The 22,020-nt window shown below is 47.9% G+C and carries 21 protein-coding genes and 1 riboswitch; of the genes, 13 read left to right on the top strand and 8 right to left on the bottom strand.

The window, feature by feature from the left end:
* Positions 1-117 precede the first annotated feature (117 nt).
* On the bottom strand, positions 118-333 hold the full coding sequence (gene rpsU, locus MKR94_RS05930) for a 30S ribosomal protein S21 (protein ID WP_001144069.1): 216 nt from the start codon (positions 331-333) through the stop codon (positions 118-120).
* A 279-nt stretch (positions 334-612) separates the two neighbouring features.
* Between rpsU and tsaD the strand changes: the two genes are divergently transcribed.
* Positions 613-1,626 (top strand): tRNA (adenosine(37)-N6)-threonylcarbamoyltransferase complex transferase subunit TsaD, encoded by a 1,014-nt coding sequence (tsaD, locus tag MKR94_RS05925; RefSeq protein ID WP_241646105.1) that lies wholly within the window; start codon positions 613-615, stop codon positions 1,624-1,626.
* 25 nt (positions 1,627-1,651) lie between these two features.
* Here tsaD and plsY read toward each other — a convergent pair whose 3' ends face one another.
* On the bottom strand, positions 1,652-2,263 hold the full coding sequence (plsY, locus tag MKR94_RS05920) for a glycerol-3-phosphate 1-O-acyltransferase PlsY (RefSeq protein ID WP_241646102.1): 612 nt from the start codon (positions 2,261-2,263) through the stop codon (positions 1,652-1,654).
* Between the two features lie 108 nt (positions 2,264-2,371).
* Between plsY and folB the strand changes: the two genes are divergently transcribed.
* On the top strand, positions 2,372-2,731 hold the full coding sequence (folB, locus tag MKR94_RS05915) for a bifunctional dihydroneopterin aldolase/7,8-dihydroneopterin epimerase (protein WP_241646100.1): 360 nt from the start codon (positions 2,372-2,374) through the stop codon (positions 2,729-2,731).
* A gap of 125 nt (positions 2,732-2,856) precedes the next feature.
* Positions 2,857-3,675, top strand: a complete 819-nt coding sequence (gene bacA, locus MKR94_RS05910) for an undecaprenyl-diphosphate phosphatase (protein WP_241646098.1) — start codon at positions 2,857-2,859, stop codon at positions 3,673-3,675.
* Positions 3,676-3,853: 178 nt separating this feature from the next.
* Here the strand turns inward: bacA and MKR94_RS05905 are convergent, their stop codons facing one another.
* Genes MKR94_RS05905 through MKR94_RS05895 form a run of 3 tightly spaced genes read right to left on the bottom strand, consistent with a single transcriptional unit; the run spans position 3,854 to position 6,364 of the window.
* Complete coding sequence (locus MKR94_RS05905) at positions 3,854-4,453, bottom strand: glutathione S-transferase family protein (RefSeq protein WP_241646096.1); 600 nt, start codon at positions 4,451-4,453, stop codon at positions 3,854-3,856.
* A 57-nt stretch (positions 4,454-4,510) separates the two neighbouring features.
* Positions 4,511-5,740, bottom strand: coding sequence for a multifunctional CCA addition/repair protein (locus MKR94_RS05900; protein WP_241646094.1), 1,230 nt, complete (start codon positions 5,738-5,740; stop codon positions 4,511-4,513).
* A 3-nt stretch (positions 5,741-5,743) separates the two neighbouring features.
* A complete protein-coding gene (locus MKR94_RS05895; protein WP_241646092.1) occupies positions 5,744-6,364 on the bottom strand; it encodes a TIGR04211 family SH3 domain-containing protein in 621 nt (206 codons plus the stop codon).
* A 188-nt stretch (positions 6,365-6,552) separates the two neighbouring features.
* On the opposite strand from MKR94_RS05895, the gene MKR94_RS05890 reads away from it, so the two are divergent.
* The 3 genes from MKR94_RS05890 (at position 6,553) to hldE (ending at position 12,220) form a co-directional block, all read left to right on the top strand.
* A complete protein-coding gene (locus tag MKR94_RS05890) occupies positions 6,553-7,875 on the top strand; it encodes a CYTH domain-containing protein (protein ID WP_241646090.1) in 1,323 nt (440 codons plus the stop codon).
* 11 nt (positions 7,876-7,886) lie between these two features.
* Positions 7,887-10,709: a bifunctional [glutamate--ammonia ligase]-adenylyl-L-tyrosine phosphorylase/[glutamate--ammonia-ligase] adenylyltransferase gene (glnE, locus tag MKR94_RS05885; protein ID WP_241646088.1), complete on the top strand. Its 2,823-nt coding sequence runs from the start codon at positions 7,887-7,889 to the stop codon at positions 10,707-10,709.
* Between the two features lie 86 nt (positions 10,710-10,795).
* Positions 10,796-12,220 (top strand): bifunctional D-glycero-beta-D-manno-heptose-7-phosphate kinase/D-glycero-beta-D-manno-heptose 1-phosphate adenylyltransferase HldE, encoded by a 1,425-nt coding sequence (hldE, locus tag MKR94_RS05880; protein WP_241646086.1) that lies wholly within the window; start codon positions 10,796-10,798, stop codon positions 12,218-12,220.
* Positions 12,221-12,262: 42 nt separating this feature from the next.
* On the opposite strand, the gene ubiK is transcribed toward hldE, so the two are convergent.
* Positions 12,263-12,586: a ubiquinone biosynthesis accessory factor UbiK gene (gene ubiK / locus MKR94_RS05875; protein WP_241646085.1), complete on the bottom strand. Its 324-nt coding sequence runs from the start codon at positions 12,584-12,586 to the stop codon at positions 12,263-12,265.
* Between the two features lie 177 nt (positions 12,587-12,763).
* Positions 12,764-12,911, top strand: a riboswitch (FMN riboswitch).
* A 106-nt stretch (positions 12,912-13,017) separates the two neighbouring features.
* Between ubiK and ribB the strand changes: the two genes are divergently transcribed.
* Positions 13,018-13,677, top strand: a complete 660-nt coding sequence (gene ribB / locus MKR94_RS05870) for a 3,4-dihydroxy-2-butanone-4-phosphate synthase (protein WP_241640360.1) — start codon at positions 13,018-13,020, stop codon at positions 13,675-13,677.
* A 575-nt stretch (positions 13,678-14,252) separates the two neighbouring features.
* Positions 14,253-15,035 carry a 4,5-DOPA-extradiol-dioxygenase gene (gene ygiD / locus MKR94_RS05865; RefSeq protein ID WP_422047506.1) on the top strand — a complete coding sequence of 261 codons (783 nt, stop codon included), beginning with the start codon at positions 14,253-14,255 and terminating at the stop codon, positions 15,033-15,035.
* Positions 15,036-15,089: 54 nt separating this feature from the next.
* Here ygiD and tolC read toward each other — a convergent pair whose 3' ends face one another.
* Positions 15,090-16,589, bottom strand: a complete 1,500-nt coding sequence (gene tolC / locus MKR94_RS05860) for an outer membrane channel protein TolC (protein ID WP_241646083.1) — start codon at positions 16,587-16,589, stop codon at positions 15,090-15,092.
* A gap of 208 nt (positions 16,590-16,797) precedes the next feature.
* Between tolC and nudF the strand changes: the two genes are divergently transcribed.
* From nudF to parE, 5 genes are read left to right on the top strand one after another with little or no spacing between them, the layout of a single operon-like run.
* A complete protein-coding gene (nudF, locus tag MKR94_RS05855; RefSeq protein WP_241646081.1) occupies positions 16,798-17,433 on the top strand; it encodes an ADP-ribose diphosphatase in 636 nt (211 codons plus the stop codon).
* Complete coding sequence (locus MKR94_RS05850; RefSeq protein WP_048912710.1) at positions 17,430-17,861, top strand: DUF1249 family protein; 432 nt, start codon at positions 17,430-17,432, stop codon at positions 17,859-17,861. The genes nudF and MKR94_RS05850 overlap by 4 nt, the downstream gene beginning before the upstream one ends.
* A gap of 39 nt (positions 17,862-17,900) precedes the next feature.
* The gene (gene cpdA, locus MKR94_RS05845) at positions 17,901-18,725 is read left to right on the top strand and encodes a 3',5'-cyclic-AMP phosphodiesterase (RefSeq protein ID WP_241646079.1); all 825 of its coding nucleotides are present in this window, start codon (positions 17,901-17,903) and stop codon (positions 18,723-18,725) included.
* 1 nt (position 18,726) lies between these two features.
* Positions 18,727-19,308, top strand: a complete 582-nt coding sequence (gene yqiA / locus MKR94_RS05840) for an esterase YqiA (protein WP_241646077.1) — start codon at positions 18,727-18,729, stop codon at positions 19,306-19,308.
* A gap of 30 nt (positions 19,309-19,338) precedes the next feature.
* Positions 19,339-21,234: a DNA topoisomerase IV subunit B gene (gene parE / locus MKR94_RS05835; RefSeq protein ID WP_241646076.1), complete on the top strand. Its 1,896-nt coding sequence runs from the start codon at positions 19,339-19,341 to the stop codon at positions 21,232-21,234.
* A gap of 12 nt (positions 21,235-21,246) precedes the next feature.
* On the opposite strand, the gene MKR94_RS05830 is transcribed toward parE, so the two are convergent.
* Positions 21,247-21,834, bottom strand: a complete 588-nt coding sequence (locus MKR94_RS05830) for an NAD(P)H-dependent oxidoreductase (RefSeq protein WP_241646074.1) — start codon at positions 21,832-21,834, stop codon at positions 21,247-21,249.
* Between the last annotated feature and the right edge of the window lie 186 nt (positions 21,835-22,020).

Raw genomic sequence — 22,020 nt, 5'->3', positions numbered from 1 at the left:
CTGTTTTTTATGCTTACAAACGACAATAAGCCGCGCTTCCTTTCGGAAAGCACGGCCTGATACTTGACTCGGTCTGCGTAAATTACGCAATGGAGAAGAAACCTTCTCCGATACTACTTAGTACAGACGAGTGCGGCGTGCGTTTTCGCGAGCCAATTTTTTGGCGTGACGCTTAACTGCAGACGCTTTAGCGCGCTTACGCTCAGTCGTAGGTTTTTCATAAAACTCACGACGACGAACTTCAGCCAGAACGCCTGCTTTTTCACAGGAACGCTTGAAGCGACGTAGTGCTACGTCAAATGGCTCGTTTTCACGTACTTTAATTACCGGCATGTAACTCTCACCTCGATAAATTCGATTTCGACTGGCTGTCTCGCCAGCATATTTCAAAATGGTGCAGCATTTTACTTCAGCATGACCTGTAAAGTAAAGCACCATGAACAATTTCAAACCAACGGAACAATGCCTGTGCAGTGGATGCCGGTTTTAGGAAGGCGCAAATTATAGCCTAAATTCGCGGGTAAGGTCGATAATTATTTAATTGCGCTGCTTTGCATTCTTCGCATAAAGGTTGGCTGTGTTACACTGCGGCCAATGAGTGAGGGGAAAATCATGCGTGTATTAGGTATAGAAACATCTTGCGATGAGACCGGCGTTGCCATCTATGATGAAACAGCGGGACTGCTCGCCAATCAACTTTATAGCCAAGTGGAGTTGCATGCCGATTATGGCGGCGTGGTCCCCGAACTGGCTTCCCGCGACCACGTTCGCAAATTACTGCCACTGATCGATGCGGCGTTACAAGAGGCGCAGCTGACCCACAACGATATCGATGCGGTCGCTTATACAGCGGGGCCGGGATTAGTGGGCGCCTTAATGGTAGGCGCAACCGTTGGGCGCTCACTGGCGTTCGCTTGGAATGTTCCTGCGGTAGCGGTCCATCATATGGAAGGCCATTTACTGGCACCGATGCTTGAAGAAACGCCTCCCTCATTTCCTTTTGTTGCACTCCTGGTGTCGGGGGGGCATACCCAGCTCATTAGCGTTACGGCGATCGGTGATTACCAGTTACTCGGCGAATCCATCGACGACGCGGCGGGCGAAGCCTTTGATAAAACGGCAAAACTATTGGGCTTGGATTACCCCGGTGGCCCGCGCCTAGCCAAGATGGCGGCAACCGGTACGGTGGGGCGGTTTACCTTTCCACGACCGATGACCGATCGCCCTGGCCTCGATTTTAGTTTTTCTGGCCTAAAAACCTTTGCCGCCAACACGATACGGGCTAATCCTAGCGATGCGCAGACGCATGCTGATATTGCTCGGGCTTTCGAAGACGCAGTCGTCGATACCTTACTGATTAAATGTAAGCGCGCACTGCAGCAGACTGGCTTTAAAAACTTGGTCATTGCTGGGGGCGTCAGCGCGAACCAAAATCTGCGCGAAAAATTATCTACGATGATGACAGGACGTGGGGGAGAGGTCTTTTATGCCCGTCCCGCTTTTTGTACCGATAATGGTGCAATGATCGCCTATGCAGGTACGGTACGGTTAAAGGCAGGTTGTACGGCAGATACTCGAATTACCGTACGTCCTAGATGGCCATTGTCAGAGCTGACGCCAATTTAACAGAGTGATAACCCGGCTTGCCGGGTTATTTTTTGTTCAGGCGGAACCAGCGACGCTTCAGTAATTTCTTTTCATCGCCACGCCAGAGTCGCTGAATATTTTCATGGTGACGCAATAAGATAAGACAGGAAAGCATGGCAACCGGAAAGGTGAACTGCGGCTTAAACCACCAAACATAAAACGGCGCAATTAACGCACTCAGGATTGCAGCCAGAGAAGCATAACCGCTCAAGAAAACGGTTAATAGCCAAGTACCGATTAACAGAAGACTAAGATCTAAGCCAATAGGGGCGATGGCACCTAGCGCTGTCGCGACACCTTTTCCTCCTTGAAAGTTAAAAAAAACAGGATAGATATGGCCTAGACAGGCCGCAATCGCAACTAAGCCTAGATTCATTGAGGAAAGGTGTAAGTGGTAGGCTATCCAGACGGGAAGCATGCCTTTGATGATATCAAACAGAAGCACGCTAAGTGCGGCAACGCGGCCCCCTATCCGTAATACGTTAGTCGCCCCAGGATTACCAGAGCCGCTAAGACGAGGATCAGGTAAGCGTGCGATTTTACAGATCACGATAGCGCTCGATATCGATCCACAAAGGTAGGCAAATATAATCATTCCTACGGCGATAGCTGTCATAATAATCCCACCTAACAGGTGTACAGTCGTTAGCGATAGCTATGATAATACGCATAATTATCGGTAAGTGGTATCACCGAGGCATCATTAAACAAAGAGAGTTGAGAGATGGATAGTGTTTTTATTGAGCAGTTAACTGTATTTACTACGATTGGTGCGTTCGAGTGGGAACAACAGATTACGCAAAAGCTGGTACTCGACATTGAACTTGCTTGGGATAATCGCCGCGCGGCGAAAAGTGATGATGTCAACGATTGCCTAAGTTATGCAGAGGTTGCCCAACGCGTTCTTGCTCACATTGAAAACCAGCGTTTTGCATTAGTGGAACGTGTGGCTGAAGAAGTTGCAGAGCTTTTGATGCGCGAGTTCGCTACACCGGGTGTTCGAATTACCGTTAATAAACCGGGAGCCGTCGCCCAAGCGCGTAGCGTAGGCGTAAAAATTGCGCGCGGTGTTTTCTCTCAATAATTAAATATAAATCGGGGAGAAACTTTATTTCATACCGAAGGTCGTATTTTTTTAATCGCTACAAGTTATTAAAATTACTTATAAAATTTATTTTTTATCTTTGGTCATGAAAAGAGGAATTGGTAATGATAGATGTTCACCCATTGGGTGTGGCGACGCTGCTTGGTATCGTCGAGGGGTTAACTGAATTCCTTCCGGTCTCATCGACTGGGCATTTAATTATCGTAGGGCATCTTTTAGGATTTCAGGGCGACAAAGCTGAAACCTTTGAAATCGTTATTCAGCTAGGATCGATTCTCGCGGTCGTGGTCATGTTCTGGCGTCGTCTATTTGGTTTACTCGGTATCCACTTTGGAAAAGTCCCGCATGAGGGGACTGGAACAGGTCGGTTATCGCTGATCCATATACTTTGTGGGATGGTTCCTGCTGTCGTCTTGGGATTAGTGCTTCACGATAAAATCAAAGCCTTATTTACTCCCCAGAATGTCTTCTATTCGTTGATTGCTGGCGGTATTCTATTAATCGTTGCGGAATGGCTAAAGCCAGCGAAACCGAAAGCAGTAGGTATTGATGATATTTCCTATCGACAAGCCTTTCTTATCGGCTGTTTTCAATGCTTAGCGTTATGGCCGGGTTTTTCTCGTTCAGGCTCCACGATCAGTGGGGGATTGTTAGTAGGCGTTAGTCGTTTTGCAGCCTCTGAGTTCTCCTTTTTACTCGCAGTCCCTATGATGATTGGTGCGACTGGACTTGATTTAGTGAAGAGTATCGGCTTTTTAACCGTTAGCGATTTATCGATGTTTGCCACCGGTTTTATTGCAGCCTTCTTGGTCGCTTTATTAGCGATAAAAGCTTTCTTGTCCGTTATTAAGCGTATCTCTTTTGTTGCCTTTGCGTTCTATCGATTCTTTGTGGCATTACTTGTGTGGTATGTGTTTATGTAATCGCGTTAGTGGGTGCTTATAGGTATCTAATAGGGCGACCTCGCAGGATAAAAGGTCAGCGATATGTCCGTGAGTATCGCTGACCTTATAGTTCTGTGAGCGAAGGATATATTTTAAATTTACTGTCTTAATAATTCACACTGTTACCATTGATACAACGTCAGCGTATGAATACTGATCACGGTGCATCATTTTTTTCCACTGCTCTATAATAAGACGCTCTCTTTAACGTTTTATCCAAATAAGCGTCAGCGGGTGAAGGTAGCGCAATACCGCAAGCTTTCGCCCACTGAAGCATTTGAGAGATAAAAATATCAGCCAATGTAAATTCATTACAGGCTATCCACTGCAAATTTTCATCGATACGGAGTTGAGAGATCGCCTTATTGGCTTCACTTGTAAAGTAGAACACGAGATCAGCATTATGTTTTTCTTCAGGAACAAAGACCAACTGTTTTAATAGGCCCCATATACTCGATTCGAGCTCAGTGGCTGCGAAGCTCAGCCAAGTATTAACACTTGCTTTAGTTTCGATATTCGTTGGATAGAGTGAGTGACCTCCGGTCTTTTCACACAGATAAATACATATAGCCAGCGTTTCGCTGATCGAAATATCGCCATCAACTAAGTAAGGGACTTTACCAAATGGGTGGGGGGAGCGCGTCAGAGGATTCTCTACCAACAGGTCGACGTTAATTGAGCTATAGTCGATACCCAGCTCTTCAAGAGTCCAGAGAACTTTTAATGATCGGCTTCTAGGGAAACGGTATATTTTCAAATGTTCTCCTAGCGATTAAGTAATCAGTGATTAACTATTTCAAATAGAATATCTTCGTCATTTTTCATCATTCGCCATAAACCCCTCTACCGCCGTAATACGTTGTCGGGTTAATTCCTCTCGCACCGCTTTACCCGTGAAACCTGCGGCCACAATTGGCCCGACATTGACCGCTTGGGCTACAGCAAAAAGTTGTTGTAACTGCTCAGCCTGAGGATAGGCTCTCTCTTGCCAGCCGAGGCGACCCCGGACATCGGCTTCGCTGACTAACGCTAATTGTGCGACACGTTCAGGTTTACGCCATGCATCGAGCTGGTCGAATAGCGACACTAAACGCTCTGCGGAATATTTCTCGACGCTGTGGACAATATCGTGGAACTCAGTGATCAGCCGGGCAATATCGCGGTAATGGTTGGGGACCTTTAATCGTTGGCATAAGGCCTCGATAAGTGGAACCCCTGCAGCGCCATGCCCGGGATGTGAGGGCCATAATTCAGCAAGGGTTAATCCCTTACCGACATCATGAAATAAAGCCGAAAACCGCAGGGCGGGATCATCGGTTAATTGCGTCGCCATATCCAGTGACATCAGGCTATGGACCCCCGTATCGATTTCTGGATGCCACTTAGCGGGGGCCGGGACACCAAATAGCGCATCGAGCTCAGGAAATAGTACCGCTAGCGCACCACATTGGCGTAATACCGAAAAGTAAGTTGATGGGGAGGCGCTTGATAGCGCCTTTTCCGTCTCTTTCCAGACTCTCTCATGAGTCAAATAGGCCAGCTCACCGCTCTGAGTAATCTGCTGCATAAGCATCAAGGTTTCGTCAGCAATGGAGAACCCGAGTGGAGCGAAACGTGCGGCAAACCGAGCGACTCTCAATACGCGTAACGGATCTTCGACAAAGGCAGCCGAAACATGTCGCAGTAGACGTCGTGCTAAATCTTGCTGGCCGTGCCAAGGGTCGATAATCATCCCTTCAGCGTCTTGCGCCATCGCATTAATGGTCAGATCGCGGCGCTGTAGATCTTCCTCAAGCGTGACTTCCGGTGTAAAACGCGTATCAAAACCGGTATAACCACTACCGGTTTTGCGCTCGGTACGGGCAAGGGCATATTCTTCGTGAGTGGTCGGATGGAGAAATACCGGGAAATCACGGCCCGCTTGCTGATAGCCCTGCGCTAATAGTGCATCGGGGGTCGCGCCAACCACCACCCAATCACGGTCAGTCACCGGTAATCCAAGTAATCGGTCTCTGACCGCGCCGCCCACAAGATATTTTTGCACTAATTACATCCAAAGATTTTTATTTTTACGACGAGGGATCATGTGGGGTAAAAAGAGACCGAAGATTAAGCCGACTCCCAATACACCGCCACCGTACAAGAACCACTGCATGATAATTGCGCGTTGCTTATCGTCAAGCTGTACGTTCGCGGCATCGACTTTTTTCTGTGCGACAATTAATGCATTTTTTAAGCGCTGGTTTTCATCTTTCAATTGGTTAATAGCACCGTCGCTGCCGGCCACTTTTTGTTGCATTTCTGCTGTGCGCTGATTCCAGCTATTATCGATATTCGCTAGTTTATCGCTAAGTGTTTTAACCTGTTGTTCTAATTGGGGAACGCGAACTTTAAAGCTTGGGTTATCACTCAGTTGAGCTTCGGGGATCCATGTTGTGCGGCCTTGTTGATCGCGGATCTGCGCATAATGCGTCTCCGGGTTGGTGCTAAGTAGGGTGACCGCTTCCCCTGCATTTACTTGTCCGACTAAGCGGTATTGATTCCCTGGACCGCTGCGAACCCACGTAGAAAGGTCATCCGAGATATATCGGGTAGTTTCTGCGTGAGCGAGTGTGACCGATTGGCCGAGTGTAAGCAGTAAGCAACCTGCAAAAATTATTTTTTTCATTGGATGACAGTTCTAATAGTAAGTGTCGCCACAGTCTGTAGGCGTCAAGTTGTGTTATAAATGAGAAATTTCCTGTTCTCCCCACGGCAGGATCCTAACAAATCAGAGACAGCACGTCTTTAGTGGATTACCCTGCATGGCAATAACAGTGAATGATCTCGCACCAAAAGAGCAGTAACAGGATAACTATGACCATTGAAATCGAACTAAAGTTTCTTCTCGACCCTAATCAAATTGATGTCGTCACCCAGCAGCTGACGCGCTATCCGCATCGTCACGTGTCGCCGACACTACTCGCTAACCATTATTATGAGACGGCAGATAACCAATTACGTCGTTGGGACATGGGATTACGCGTCAGAGGGAAGGATGGTCATTTTGAGATGACGTTAAAAACTGCGGGTCAAGAGATCGGTGGGTTACATCAACGACCGGAATATAATGTTACGCTGAAGGACAGCCAACTCGATATTCGCCTATTACCCGAGGATGTCTGGCCAGAGGGCACCGATCTTGCGGCACTCCAACAGCGTCTCACCCCCCTTTTTAGTACTGATTTTACCCGAGAAAAGTGGGTCATCACCTATGGCGAGAGTGAGATCGAAGTCGCCATGGACCAAGGATCTGTCAGCGCAGGAGATCAGAGTGCACCTTTATTAGAACTGGAGCTTGAGCTGCTACAGGGTAAGCGTGCCGATATTTTTGCCTTAGCCAACGAATTGGTGAACAACGGTGGAGTGCGTCTAGGATGGCAAAGTAAAGCCGCACGAGGTTATGGATTAGCACAGGGAAGTGGTTTACCCACGGTAGAACCTCTGACACAGCTGAGCGTTAAACCTAAAGCAAGCTGCGAACAGGGGCTCACAGCCTTGCTCAGTGGCTTGGTCGGTCGCTGGCAGCTACTGGAATCGCACTGGATTGCAGGCGATAAACAGATGCCAACGTTACTCTTACAAACGCTACTGGCGATTCGTGAAACCTTCTCGCTCTTCGGTGGGCTTATCCCACGCTCAGTAAGCAGTGAAATCCGTCAACAATTACTCACACTGGATCAGGCGTTACAGCAGAAAAAACCGGAAGCTTCAGCGCTTTGCTTTTCCACAGATTGGGTCATTGCCCAGCTTAAGCTGACTGAGCTGATTGTTGAACAGCAATGGCGTCAATCCATTAATGCCCGACAACTCAAACGGTTAGAAAGCTCATTTAAACGATTTTGTGATGTGATGTTAAGCCGTTGTGCCGCAGAATTACATGATCTTGCAGCAGAAACACTTATCCCCAATCAAGCCAGTACCACCTTATTAAGGCTCGATAAATTAACGATTGCGATAGGCTTATTAAGCAGTGCCTATCCATTAGCGCAAGTCGATGATTGGTTAGCGCCGTGGCTACTCGCCAGACAACATCTGATCTCTGGCGGTCAAGAGGTGCTCCGCTTACCCCTTCCATCGCGGCCATTATCGCCATTTTGGTTGACGAGTAATACCGCGAAAGACTCACTTAATCACTAAGAGAGAAAATTATGTTGCCACTCCCGTTAGCCTTACTTCAGCAAGCGGAACATCGTGTACAGGATGAGACTTTCCCAGACGATCCGTTATTGGCTGTACTCGCCTTTAGCGATTTTGTGGCGGATAACCTGCAGCAACATCCTGAGTGGCAACAGCGTTTGGTCGACCAGCCTCCATGCGCCGATGAGTGGCAACAGTACCAGCAGTGGCTAGCGCAGCAGTTAGTACCGGCTGAAACTGAAGCACAGGTCATGCGCCGATTAAGATTATTTCGTCGTGAAATGTTGGTACGTATTGCATGGATGCAGACGCTCAACCTGGCTACCACCGTGCAAACCTTGCAGCAATTGAGCCATTTAGCCGAGTTACTGATTGCATCCGCACGGGATTGGTGCTGGCAGCAATGTTGTCAGGAGATGGGGACACCGACCAACGCGCAGGGAGAGACGCAACCTTTATTGATTTTAGGAATGGGAAAATTGGGAGGAGGCGAACTCAATTTCTCTTCGGATATTGACCTTATCTTCGCTTGGCCTGAAAACGGCCACACGGTAGGCGGACGGCGCCAGCTGGATAATGCCCAATTTTTTATGCGTATGGGGCAACGGCTAATTAAGTTGCTCGACCAACCGACGATTGATGGATTCGTGTACCGCGTCGATATGCGCTTGCGGCCCTTTGGCGACAGCGGCCCTTTAGTGCTAAGTTTTGCTGCCCTCGAAGATTATTATCAAGAGCAAGGACGTGAATGGGAACGCTATGCGATGCTGAAGGCACGCCTAATGGGGACAGAACAGCCTCCTTACAGTGAGGAACTTCAGCGACTGCTTCGGCCATTTATCTACCGCCGCTATATCGATTTCAGCGCAATTCAATCACTGCGGACGATGAAAGGTAAGATTCATCGGGAGGTCAGGCGCCGTGGGCTAAAAAATAATATCAAACTCGGCGCTGGAGGCATCCGTGAGTGTGAATTTATTGTACAAGTCTTCCAGCTGATTAGAGGGGGCAGAGAGCGGTCTTTACAAACGCGATCGTTTTTAACCGCGTTGCAATCAATTGAAAGTCTAGAGTTACTGCCTAAACAACAAGCCCAAGTACTGCATTCTGGTTACCTTTTCTTACGACGTCTCGAAAACCTCCTGCAAAGTATTGGTGATCAACAAACACAGACATTGCCTGAAGACGAGCTTAATCGTCAGCGCCTTGCTTGGGCGATGGGGATGGAACAATGGTCATTATTGGTCTCGACCCTCGACCAAGTGATGCAGGGTATTCACGCCATTTTCGTGGAACTGATCGGTGAAGAAGAGACTGGTACCGAACATCCCCCAGAGCATTGCTCCCACCATTGGTGGTTAGACGCTCCAGATCTTGAAGAACTACAAGAAGTGACGCCTCAGCTGACGGCTGAGCAGCAACAGCAATTATTAACTTCGCTCCAACATTTCCAACACGATATTGGTCGCAAGACAGTGGGGCCAAGAGGGCGTCAAGCGCTAGACCAGTTAATGCCGGTGATTCTCGCCGAGGTTGCGCCTCGTGCGGACGCCGCCGCGACCTTCTCTCGATTAACCGAAGTGCTACTCAGCGTTGCCAGTCGCAGCACCTATCTTGAGTTATTTATTCAATATCCCGGTGCCTTAAAACATCTTGTCAGACTGTGCGCGGCATCGCCGATGGTCGCGACCGAACTTGCCCGTCACCCCTTACTGCTCGATGAGCTGTTAGATCCGCAAACGCTCTATCAACCGGCACCTAATAACAGTTATCGAGAGGAGCTGCGTGAATACCTCTTGCGAATCCCGCAAGAGGATGAGGAGCAGCAGGTCGAAGCCTTACGGCAATTCAAGCTCACTCAACAACTACGCATTGCCGCGGCAGATATTGCCGGCACTTTACCGGTAATGAAGGTGAGTGACCACTTAACTTGGCTGGCCGAAGCGTTATTGGACGTTGTGGTCTGGCAGGCTTGGCAATTAATGGTTCAGCGCTATGGTCGCCCCAATCATCTTACTGCTGATCAAGGGCCAGGTTTTGCCGTTGTCGGCTACGGTAAGCTAGGCGGCTGGGAGTTAGGCTACCGCTCTGATTTAGACTTGGTCTTTTTACACGATTGTCCTGCAGAGACGGTTACCACTGGCGAACGAAGTATTGAAGGACGGCAATTCTATTTGAAGATGGCACAAAGAATTATCCATCTTTTTAGTACGCGAACCGCCTCCGGTATTCTTTACGACGTTGATGCGCGATTACGGCCCTCTGGCGCTGCCGGTATGCTGGTCACCACCTTTGACGCGTTTGCCGACTATCAACGCCAGGAAGCCTGGACCTGGGAACACCAAGCCTTAGTTCGGGCTCGTACGGTTTTTGGCGATCAAGGATTACAACAGAAATTTGCGCAAATCAGACAAAGCATCCTCTGTCGTCCCAGAGAGGTTGGCCAGCTTACGACTGAAGTGGCGGAGATGCGTGAAAAAATGCTTAAGCATTTAGGCAATAAACATCTGCCAAAATGGGATATCAAAGCCGACCAAGGCGGAATTATCGATATTGAATTTCTCGCACAGTATTGGGTTCTGAGGTTTGCCGCGGAGTTCCCAGACCTAACGCGCTGGTCGGATAATGTGCGGATCATCGAAATGTTAGCTCAGCAGGGGATATTAACTGAACAGAGTGCTGAGGCCCTCACTCAAGCTTACATCACCCTGCGCGACACGCTACATCATCTAGCGCTGCAGGGCGATGATGGCGTGGTGGATGCGCAGGCATTTATGCCACAGCGTGCGGTGACGCGATCGGCTTGGCAGCAGTGGTTAGAGCCGGAAGCGTAGGGCGTGACAGTGAGCACCGCCATTCTGATTGGGCTGTGGTATGATAGGCGGAAAATGTTAAACAAATCGAGCTTGGAGTTGCTGGCATGAAGGTTTCACTGCCTGAATTTAATCGTGCAGGAGTATTGGTGATTGGCGATGTAATGCTTGATCGCTATTGGTACGGACCAACACAACGGATTTCCCCGGAAGCCCCAGTCCCTGTCGTCAAAGTTGATGAAGTGGAACAGCGTCCTGGTGGCGCAGCCAACGTTGCAATGAATGTTGCTTCACTAGGCGCAGCGTCACGGATCATCGGTTTAACCGGTGAAGACGAGGCGGCTGAACAGCTTAATACGGCATTGACGCAAGTGGGCGTCGATTGCCAATTTGTGGCACTCTCGACCCATCCAACCATTACTAAATTGCGGGTACTCTCCCGTAACCAGCAACTTATTCGCTTGGATTTTGAAGAGCCATTCGACCTGCAACAAAGTAAGAAAATTGCCGAGCGCATGCCGCTTGCCCTCGATAATGTTGGCGCGGTGGTCTTATCTGACTACGCTAAAGGGGCGTTAGCGGATATTCAGCCGCTGATTACGCAAGCGAGAGAGGCGGGGATCCCTGTCCTGATCGATCCTAAGGGTAACGATTTTACCCGTTACCGCGGAGCAACGTTATTAACCCCAAACCTGTCAGAATTTGAAGCGGTGGTTGGAAAATGCCATAGCGAGCAACAGCTAGTCGAAAAAGGCATGGCACTGTTAGAGAGTTGTCAGCTAAGTGCTCTGTTGGTCACACGCTCTGAGCAAGGTATGACGCTATTACAACCGAATAAGGCGCCACTTCATCTTCCTACCCAAGCACAGGAAGTGTTTGATGTCACCGGAGCGGGCGATACCGTTATCGGCGTGTTAGCGGCCTCATTAGCCAATGGCTGTACAGTAGAAGAGGCGAGTTTCCTCGCGAATACGGCAGCAGGGATTGTGGTTGGAAAACTGGGGACCTCGACGGTTACGCCGATCGAACTGGAAAATGCCTTACATGCTCGCCCCGAAGACGGTTTCGGAATTATGGATCAATCAGCCCTTCAAAAAGCCTTGGATGCCGCACGCAAGCGTGGTGAGAAAATTGTGATGACTAATGGTTGTTTCGACATTCTGCATGCCGGCCATGTCTCCTACTTAACCCATGCCCGTAAGTTGGGTGACCGATTGATTGTCGCGGTGAATAGTGATGCTTCGACGGCTCGACTGAAAGGACCCACTCGTCCTATAAATAAACTTGAAAACCGTATGATGGTGTTGGGAGCATTAGGGGCGGTCGATTGGGTGATTCCATTTGAGGAAGAGACACCGCAACGCTTGATTGCTGAATTGTTACCTGACTTACTGGTGAAAGGTGGAGATTATCGCCCAGAAGAGGTGGCTGGTGGCGAAGAGGTTATTGCCAATGGCGGTGAAGTCCGGATTCTAAATTTCGAAGAAGGCTTATCGACTACCAATATTATCAACAAGATAAATCGTCATTAGCCGATAATACGACGTCGCCTTAAATTGGCGACGTCAAGGTAATTAGTCGTGCTTTACATCCGGTACGATGGGGGTTTCGCTGGACACATCAGCTGGGCTGACTTCTTGCGGTTCGCTACCCGCAGCGTGTTTGCCCTCAAGTGCATCAAGGCGCTTTTCTAACAAAGCCAACTTCTCTCTTGTCCGCACTAAAACTTGAGTTTGTACATCAAACTCATCGCGATTGACCAACTCCATACGGCTGAGCTGAGCTTGAAGCACTTGGCGAATTTTCTTTTCGACATCATCACCAAGATTACGAATTCCCTGAGGTAAGGAGTCTTGAACTTGGCGTGCGATTTGTTCAATTTTTTTTGCGTCAATCATAATTATTTCCCGAGGTTAACGCCGGAGTTACTCTGAGAATTCTGGCGTGCAGGCTTTAGGTCACTTAAGTGTAATCGCTAATGCGCTAAGGCGAAACCTAATTTTCAGCACACGAAAAGCCAATTTGGGGCTGAGTGCTCGATTGCGTATTGATTATTTTGCCGATATAGTGAAGAAGCTTATTCTCAGGGCGGGGCGCAATTCCCCACCGGCGGTAAATCAGTTTTCTGAAAGCCCGCGAGCGCTTTAGCGAGTTTGCTAAAGGTCAGCAGATCCGGTGTAAATCCGGGGCCGACGGTTATAGTCCGGACGGGAGAGGGTAAAAGATACTGTTCCGATCACTGCGATCTCTGCTGTATTACTACGTCTATCGACGTCACTCCTATGCCCTGATTCTGGTAATTTTATTAATATATATAGGATTTTTTACCATGAATCAGAACACACTTTTATCTGAATTCGGCACGCCAGAACAGCGTGTAGAGTCGGCCTTGCAGGCACTTCGTGAAAACCGAGGTGTTATGGTTTTGGATCATGAAGATCGCGAAAATGAAGCCGATATGATCTTCGCCGCACAAAGTATGACCGTGGAGCAGATGGCGCTGACTATCCGCCACGGTAGCGGCATCGTCTGCCTGTGCATCACTGAGCAACGTCGTGAGCAATTGGCGCTACCGATGATGGTAGAAAATAATTCGAGTGCCTACGGTACCGGATTTACCGTCACCATCGAAGCGGCTCAAGGGGTAACCACAGGCGTTTCTGCGGCTGACCGCTTAACCACCGTGCGTGCCGCTATTGCCGATAACGCTGTACCAGGCGATCTTAACCGACCAGGTCACGTCTTCCCTTTGCGTGCGCGTGAAGGCGGCGTACTCACTCGTGGTGGCCACACTGAAGCGACTATTGATTTGGTTAGGCTTGCGGGATATGCGCCAGTAGGCGTACTGTGCGAGCTCACCAATGATGATGGCACCATGGCGCGTGCACCAGAAGCAATTGTGTTTGCTAAGCAGCATAATATGCCAGTCGTGACTATTGATGATTTAGTGGCATGGCGCCAACAGCACGACCAACAAAAAGCGGTCTAAGCACATAGAATACAGGGTAAGCCTATTGCTTGAACCATAAAACGTAAGTTGGTGGCAGTAGGCTTCTTCACAATCCGCGATAACACCATTACGCGAATATCCGCTATCAGTTTAGAAATGCGTTAACGCAGTAAAATAGCTTGTCACGAAGTGTGATAGGTTATCGGTTCGAGTAAGTAGTCGAGCCCGCCATCGGCTAAAACCATTACGATTATAAAAAAATGAAAAATTAAAAGGTAAATTTTAAACGTCATGTGACTGAAAAATTTTTTCTGAGAACTCAGGGGGAATTTCTATAAAAGCGTTTATCTAATCTTTCATATTTTTCAATCTCTTAAAATTTAATCTGTTTATACTCCCTTTTTACTCTTTTACACGGGGTCTTTTGCAATAAAGGACTCAAATATGGCGTTAAAACTATTCTAAACCAATCTTGAGTGAGTAAAAGAGTTACTGCATCGCCACGTAAGAGTTGATATTCAATTTTTTTGAAAATGATCATCGCCTTGCGCTAAGTGTGTTTTCTGTTGAGCAGCGTATCCTTAACGCCAATTCGACAATATATGGGGTTTATCATGATGCAACGCATGCCAGCACTCTTCCTTGGCCATGGCAATCCCATGCATGCCATTCAAGAAAACCGCTATACAGAAGTGTGGCGTCAACTTGGGGAACAATTGCCCCGGCCTAAAGCCATCTTGGTAATTTCTGCGCATTGGATGACTAGAGGAACAGCAGTGACAGCGATGAGTCACCCCAGAACGATCCACGATTTTGGCCAGTTTCCTCAAGCATTATTCGATGTGCAGTACCCGGCGGCGGGTGATCCACAATTAGCGGAAAAGGTTAAGCAACAGCTTGCAGGAGTGAATGTAAAATTGGACCATCAATGGGGGTTAGATCATGGCAGTTGGGGGGTATTAGTCAAAATGTACCCTGATGCCGATATCCCTGTGGTGCAATTAAGTTTAAATGCAGCGTTAATCCCAGGGCAGCACTACCAGCTGGGTCAACAGTTATCACCGCTACGCGAAGAAGGCGTATTATTGCTGGCGAGTGGGAATATTGTACATAATTTAGCGATGGCGCGTTGGGGAAGAGAGGGAGATATCTATCCTTGGGCGGAAAATTTTGATCAACGGGTGCAAGAGGCGTTAACTTCACAAACAGATGACTGCCATCATCCGTTAATCGACTTTATGCAGTTACCGGATGCACTTCAGGCGAATCCGACTCCTGAACACTTTCTCCCTTTGCTGTATATCTTGGGCGCAGCCCGTGCGGATGAGCAAATAACGGTACCGGTAAGTGGAATGGATATGGGCAGTATTAGTATGACAAGTGTTTTAGTGCAGTAAAAGTCCACACTAACGTTGGCAAATCCTGAAGACTTTGCCAACGTTATCATCTAATTATCCGCGAAATGGATTACCTGTACGAGGCGTACTGGTTACAGAAGTAGATGAATGAGTAACCGGAGCTGTTGAGTGTAATGATGCTTGTTGCGTCTGTACCGGCGCTACACCATCGGCGCGGTTATCTTGTGCTGGATTATCCGGTGCAACGGCTTGAGGAGAGGTTGGGACTTCTTTTCCTAAGCTACTGTTTAACGCGATAATATCTTGCTCGTTAAGCGTACCTAACGCATATTTGATATTGATTTGATTAATCAGATAACCATAGCGGGCATCGGAAAGTTGTTGCTTAGCGTTGTACAGCGTCGTGGTCGCATCTAACACATCAACAATCGTACGGGTACCAACTTGATAACCGGCTTCCATCGCATCCAATGAGCTTTGTGCGGAGACAACGGCTTGGCGGTAAGCATCGATACTACTGATGGATGCATTAACGTTGTTAAATGACGAACGAACCGTTTGTACGGCAGAACGGTGGGCGCTTTCTAATTTCTCGCTAGAGCTTACGAAGCTATACTCAGCTTGCTTCACCTGCGAGGTTACTGAACCACCTGAATAGAGAGGAATAGATAAGCTGACACCTACTTGGTTGCTACCTTGAATATAATCATCTGTAGTCGTAGAGGTATGAGCACGATAGCCGTGGTACTTGGTATTATTGAGCCCTGTTGAGGCATTCAAGCTTAACGTTGGCATATGCCCTGTTTCATAAAGGCGAATTTGCTCACGTGCTAAATCTTTCGATAGGCGAGCTGACAGCAACGATAAATTATGGTTTTCAGCTTTGTTTAATAAGGTATCGATAGGCTGAGGTTTCTCCGTTTTGAAACGGCCAATATCAAGTGAAGAGAGCGAGAAGTAGCTATTTCCCGTTACCTGACGTAACGCTTCCATCTTATTATCAATATCATTCCGTGCCGTCACTTCACTCGCTAATACGCTATCGTATTGCGCCCGCGCATTTTGTACATCGGTAATGGCTACTAGTCCAACGTTGAAACGTTGAGTGGTTTGATCAAGTTCGCGGTAGATCGATTGTTTCTGTGCTTCAACATAAGAGAGCGTATCAATCGCATTGAGGACATTAAAGTAGGCGGTCGCGGTGTTTAAGATAAGATCTTGTTGCGCAACTTGGTAAGTGACATCTTGGATCCCTGCAGTTTTCTCTTGCAGAGTCAACGCACGCCATTTAGACATATCGAAGATAATTTGCGTTAATTGAAGTGAACCAGACCACGTATTGGACCGTATACCACTATAATCCCTAGAACCACTATTAAAACTATAGTCGCCGCCCAATCCCAGCTGTGGAAGTAATGGACTACGAGATTCATTGATTTTTTCAAACGCAGCATCACGATCTGCCGCTGCACTACGTAAATCAGGATTAGTATCACGTGCTTGTTGATAAACTTGTAATAAGTTTTCAGCGTGGCCTAATTGACTGAAGCCAGCTAAGCTCAGACCAACGAGTACGGGGAGCAATTTTTTCATTTGCGTTCCTTTGTGTTGCAGCGAAATTGCAAAAATAAAGTTGTCAGGTAAAAAAATATGTCGAATTGTACCAGACAGACAGAATGAAATAAGTTGGCTGAACGTGCCTTACTTGGCGCGTTAGCGTAAAATATTGACTTAATAGCCCAGTTTTCTAGTAAAAATCGTCCTAGGACTTGGGAATAACTCTACATCCGAGGTCTATTATATGTGCAAAAAGCCAAAATCTCCCACCCAATTTACACGCGAAGATGTTGAAATTTTGCACCAAGAACCCATGTATAAGGGATTCTTTTCAATCACTAAATATCGCTTTCGCCATCGTCTTTACGCTGGAGGCATGAGTGAGCCTGTCGTGCGTGAAGTATTTCAGCGTGGAAAAGCCGTCGTTTTACTCCCCTATGACCCCGTTCGTGATGAAGTTGTATTAATTGAACAAATTCGTATCCCTGCATTAGATGCTAAGAAAACTCCTTGGCTAATTGAATTAGTCGCAGGGATTTGCGAGGAGGGAGAGTCGGATGAGGAGGTGGCGCGCCGTGAAGCACAAGAAGAGGCGGGTATCGAGGTCGGACGAACTCAACCTGTGCTCAGTTATTTATCCAGCCCGGGTGGTAGCAGTGAGAGGCTAGCGATATTTATCGGTGAAGTCGACGCGACCAAGGCAGAAGGAAATCATGGGTTAGCGAGTGAGGACGAGGACATTCTGGTCAGAGTAGTGAGTCGTGAACTCGCTTATCAGTGGGTCGAGTCGGGAATTATCGATAATGCAGCCTCTATTATCGCCCTCCAATGGCTTGCCCTGCATCATGAGCAAATACGTAATGAGTGGTTATCTCCATGAAACAGCAATACACCCCCAATTTTCCAGAAATGATGCGCTTAAATGAAACTAACTATGCGCAGTTACGGAGATTGATCCCAAGAGAAGAGGTGGAGGGAGCCGCCTTGACCTACCAAGTAAATGGCATCCATTATCAAGTGGTGATCGAGGAGTCTACTCGTTACACCACGCGAGTACTGATTAAACAAGTCGCACCGGTTGTGAGTTATTGGCAATTACCCTCAATGTCGGTGCGGTTATACCATGATGCGATGGTTGCAGAAGTGTGTTCGACACAACAGATCTATCGCTTCAAAGCACGCTATGATTACCCTAATCGGAAACTGCATCAACGTGATGAAAAACATCAAATTAATCAGTTTCTTTCTGAATGGCTACGTTATTGTTTGGTGCAAGGTGTGATGGCGACGCCATTGCCTGAGATGTGAGACAATAGTGATTTCAACATGGACATAAGGTGAGTTTTAGTGAATTCTTTAGTGCCAGAGATCGCTGATAACCGGAGTATTCGGCTCCTACAACTCACTGATATGCATCTCTTTAAAACTGCACAAGAGAGTCTATTGGGGGTAAATACTTGGCAAAGCTATCAAGCGGTCATAGACGCGGTCATCGCTGAACAGCGTCCGTTCGATTTGGTTATTGCCACGGGTGACCTCGCTCAGGATCATAGCCCAGAGGCTTATCATGCTTTTGCGAAAGGTATTCGTCGATTACAGAAGCCCTGTGTATGGCTACCGGGTAATCACGATTTTCAGCCAGCGATGGTCAAAACCTTGGCAAGTGAAGGCATCTGTGAGCAAAAATCGGTGCTGCTGGGCGATCAGTGGCAGCTTCTCTTACTCGATAGCCAGGTGCATGGTGTTCCCCATGGCTTACTCAGTGACTATCAGCTGCAATGGCTAAGCGAAGCATTGGCTCGGCATCCACAGCGCCATAGCGTTATTTTGCTGCATCATCATCCTATTCCTTCAGGTTGTACATGGTTGGATACTCATAGCCTGCGCAATTCGCATGAATTAGCCGAGGTTTTACAAGATTATCCCCTCGCCAAGACGGTGGTATGCGGCCACATCCACCAAGAGATGGATGACCTCTGGCAGGGGCGACGAGTATTATCTACGCCCTCAACCTGCGTGCAGTTTCGCCCGCAATGTACCGGTTTTACTATTGATAATCAGTCTCCAGGCTGGCGCTGGCTAGAGTTACGCCCGAACGGGGAGATAGTGACAGAAGTTCAACGTCTTATCGATGCACAGTTTCAGCCCGATTTTCATTCTGAAGGGTATTAATATGCCAACCTTGCTTTATCTCCATGGCTTTAATAGCTCGCCTCGCTCTGAAAAAGCAGCATTATTAGCCAAGTGGTTGGCAGAAAATGCGCCAACCATCGCATTGAAGGTTCCAGATCTTCCGGCAACGCCTGAGGGTATCGCAACGTTTTTAGACGCGCTATTTGCGCAGTGTGAACAGCGTCCGATCGGAATCGTAGGGTCTTCCTTGGGCGGGTATTATGCGACATGGTTATCACAACGTTATGGTGTTCCTGCGGTGGTGATCAACCCAGCAGTCAGGCCCTTTGAGTTATTATTGAATTTTTTAGGCGATAACCAGAATCCATACACTGGGCAAAAATATGTGTTAGAGTCACGCCACATAAACGATTTAAAGACGCTTGAAGTGACCCCGTTAGTTGAGCCTAAATTGCTCTGGTTGCTGCAACAAACCGGCGATGAGGTGTTAGATTATACTCAAGCCGTTGCTTACTACTCAGCATGCCGTCAAACGATTGAACAGGGGGGAAACCATGCTTTTATCTCTGTCGAGCGTCACTTTCCATCAATAATCGAATTTCTTGGTTTAACGCCTTGTTAACCACTCACATTGTATAAACGAAAGAAGATAATGACTCAATCAAGTTATAATGCTGCCGATATCGAAGTTCTCACCGGACTTGAGCCAGTACGACGTCGGCCCGGTATGTATACCGATACCGTTCGTCCGAATCACTTAGCGCAAGAAGTGATCGATAACAGTATCGATGAAGCGTTAGCGGGACATGCTAAGCGTGTTGAGGTCATTCTTCATGCCGATCAATCACTGGAAGTGATCGATGATGGGCGAGGAATGCCTGTTGATATCCACCCCGAAGAGGGCGTGCCAGCAGTAGAACTGATTCTTTGCCGTCTGCATGCCGGGGGAAAATTCTCCAATAAAAACTATCAGTTCTCCGGTGGGTTACACGGTGTAGGAATTTCAGTCGTTAACGCCCTTTCTACGCGTGTAGAAGTCACGGTTAAGCGTGGTGGCGAAGTGTACGATATGGCCTTCGAAAATGGCGATAAGGTACAAGACCTGACTGTCACCGGTACCGTTGGCCGTCGTAACACAGGGACACGCGTGCATTTCTGGCCTGATAGTCATTTTTTCGATACGCCAAAATTTTCCGTCAGCCGTTTGAGCCATCTGTTAAAAGCGAAAGCCGTACTCTGTCCCGGTGTTGAGATTGTTTTTAAAGATAAGGTCAACGACAGCGAACAACGCTGGTGCTATCAGGACGGTCTTACCGACTATTTACGCGAAGCGGTTAATGGCTTGCCAGTGTTACCTGAAGAACCTTTTGTTGGTTCGTTTTCTGGTGAGACGGAAGCGGTTGACTGGGCGCTACTCTGGCTACCTGAAGGGGGGGAGCTACTCACTGAAAGTTATGTCAATTTGATCCCGACTATGCAAGGGGGAACTCACGTTAATGGGTTGCGCCAAGGGCTGTTGGATGCGATGCGTAACTTCTGTGAGTACCGGAATATTCTGCCGCGCGGAGTGAAACTTTCCGCAGAGGATATCTGGGATCGCTGCGCCTACGTGCTGTCAGTTAAAATGCAGGATCCTCAATTTGCTGGGCAAACTAAAGAGCGTTTGTCTTCGCGCCAATCTGCAGGTTTTGTTGCTAACGTTGTGAAAGATGCATTCAGTTTATGGTTAAACCAGAACGTACAGATTGCCGAGCAACTGGCAGAATTAGCGATTGCTAGCGCCCAGCGACGCCTGCGTGCAGCAAAAAAAGTGGTGCGTAAAAAGCTCACAAGTGGCCCAGCGCTGCCTGGGAAGTTAGCCGACTGTACGGCGCAGGATTTATCCCGGACCGAACTGTTTCTGGTTGAGGGCGATTCCGCAGGGGGATCCGCAAAACAAGCTCGCGAACGTGAATTCCAAGCCATCATGCCGCTCAAAGGGAAAATCCTTAATACTTGGGAGGTCTCCTCCGATGAAGTGTTAGGATCTCAAGAAGTGCATGATATCTCGGTCGCAATCGGTATTGACCCCGATAGCGAGGATTTAAGCCAGCTACGTTACGGTAAAATCTGTATTTTGGCAGATGCTGACTCCGATGGATTACATATCGCCACATTGTTATGCGCACTGTTCGTTAAGCATTTCCGCAATTTAGTGCGTAACGGCCACGTCTATGTTGCCATGCCGCCGCTATACCGTATCGATTTAGGTAAAGAAGTACACTATGCGCTGGATGATGACGAAAAAGAAATGATCATTGATAAGCTCAGTCGTAAGCGCGGAAAAATTAGCGTACAGCGTTTTAAAGGGTTAGGTGAGATGAACCCTTCACAACTTCGTGAAACCACGCTTGATCCGAATACGCGTCGCTTGGTACAGCTGACAATCAGTGAGGAAGATGAGGCGGAAACCCTGCGCGTTATGGATATGCTGCTGGCGAAGAAGCGTTCGGAAGATCGCCGGAATTGGTTACAGGAGCAAGGAGATCAGGTCGAGATTGAGCTCTAATCTCCTGCTGGATTACACCTGGCCGAAAGTATCGGCTAGGTGTTTTTTATAGTCGCGAAGATAGGTTGGGACGTCAGGGCGTTTAATCACATCGTTACAGATAAAGGTAGGGTGCGCGGTCATGCCCAAAAATTGAAAGGCTTTGTGCGTATGCAGGTAAACTCCATCGACGCCGACACCTTCGAAGAACTGTTCTTTATCGGTAAATGCTTGCAGCGGTGCGTTCCAGGTCAATGAAAGCAGGTATTTCTTACCCTGCAGCAGACCACCTGAACCATAATGCTTTTCGCTATCGGCACGGCTGCGCCCATCATTGGTATAAAGGCGGCCATGTCCGAAAGTAAAGACTTCGTCGATATATTTTTTCACGGTCCAAGGCTCACCCATCCACCAGCCTGGCATCTGCAGGATAAGGCTATTGGCCGCGACGAACTGTTCAATCTCTTGTTCAATATCGTAGTCATCGGTTACACATACTTTTGTCACCTTGTGACCCAAGGCTTCCAGTGTCTCTTGCGCGGTGTTAGCCAAGGTATGGTTGAGTTCACCTTGCGAATGGGCGAAGGTCGTCCCGCCATCAATAATGTGGATATGGCTCATTGGTCTTCTCCATGTCAAATTTGGGAATATGTCCTCAAGAATTATCCACGATTTACAGGCAGATAATTAACGCTCTATGCGGTAGCTGCACAGAGCAAAAATCAGAGTTATTGTGACTAACGATGTCTAATAAGGTACTATCGCGGGCAAATAATCCCGCCAGAAATAGGTATCCCGGGAGTGAAG

The sequence above is a fragment of the Rosenbergiella metrosideri genome, from assembly GCF_022602565.1.
Lineage (GTDB): Bacteria > Pseudomonadota > Gammaproteobacteria > Enterobacterales > Enterobacteriaceae > Rosenbergiella > Rosenbergiella metrosideri.
This window is presented reverse-complemented; position numbering and strand designations above follow the sequence as displayed.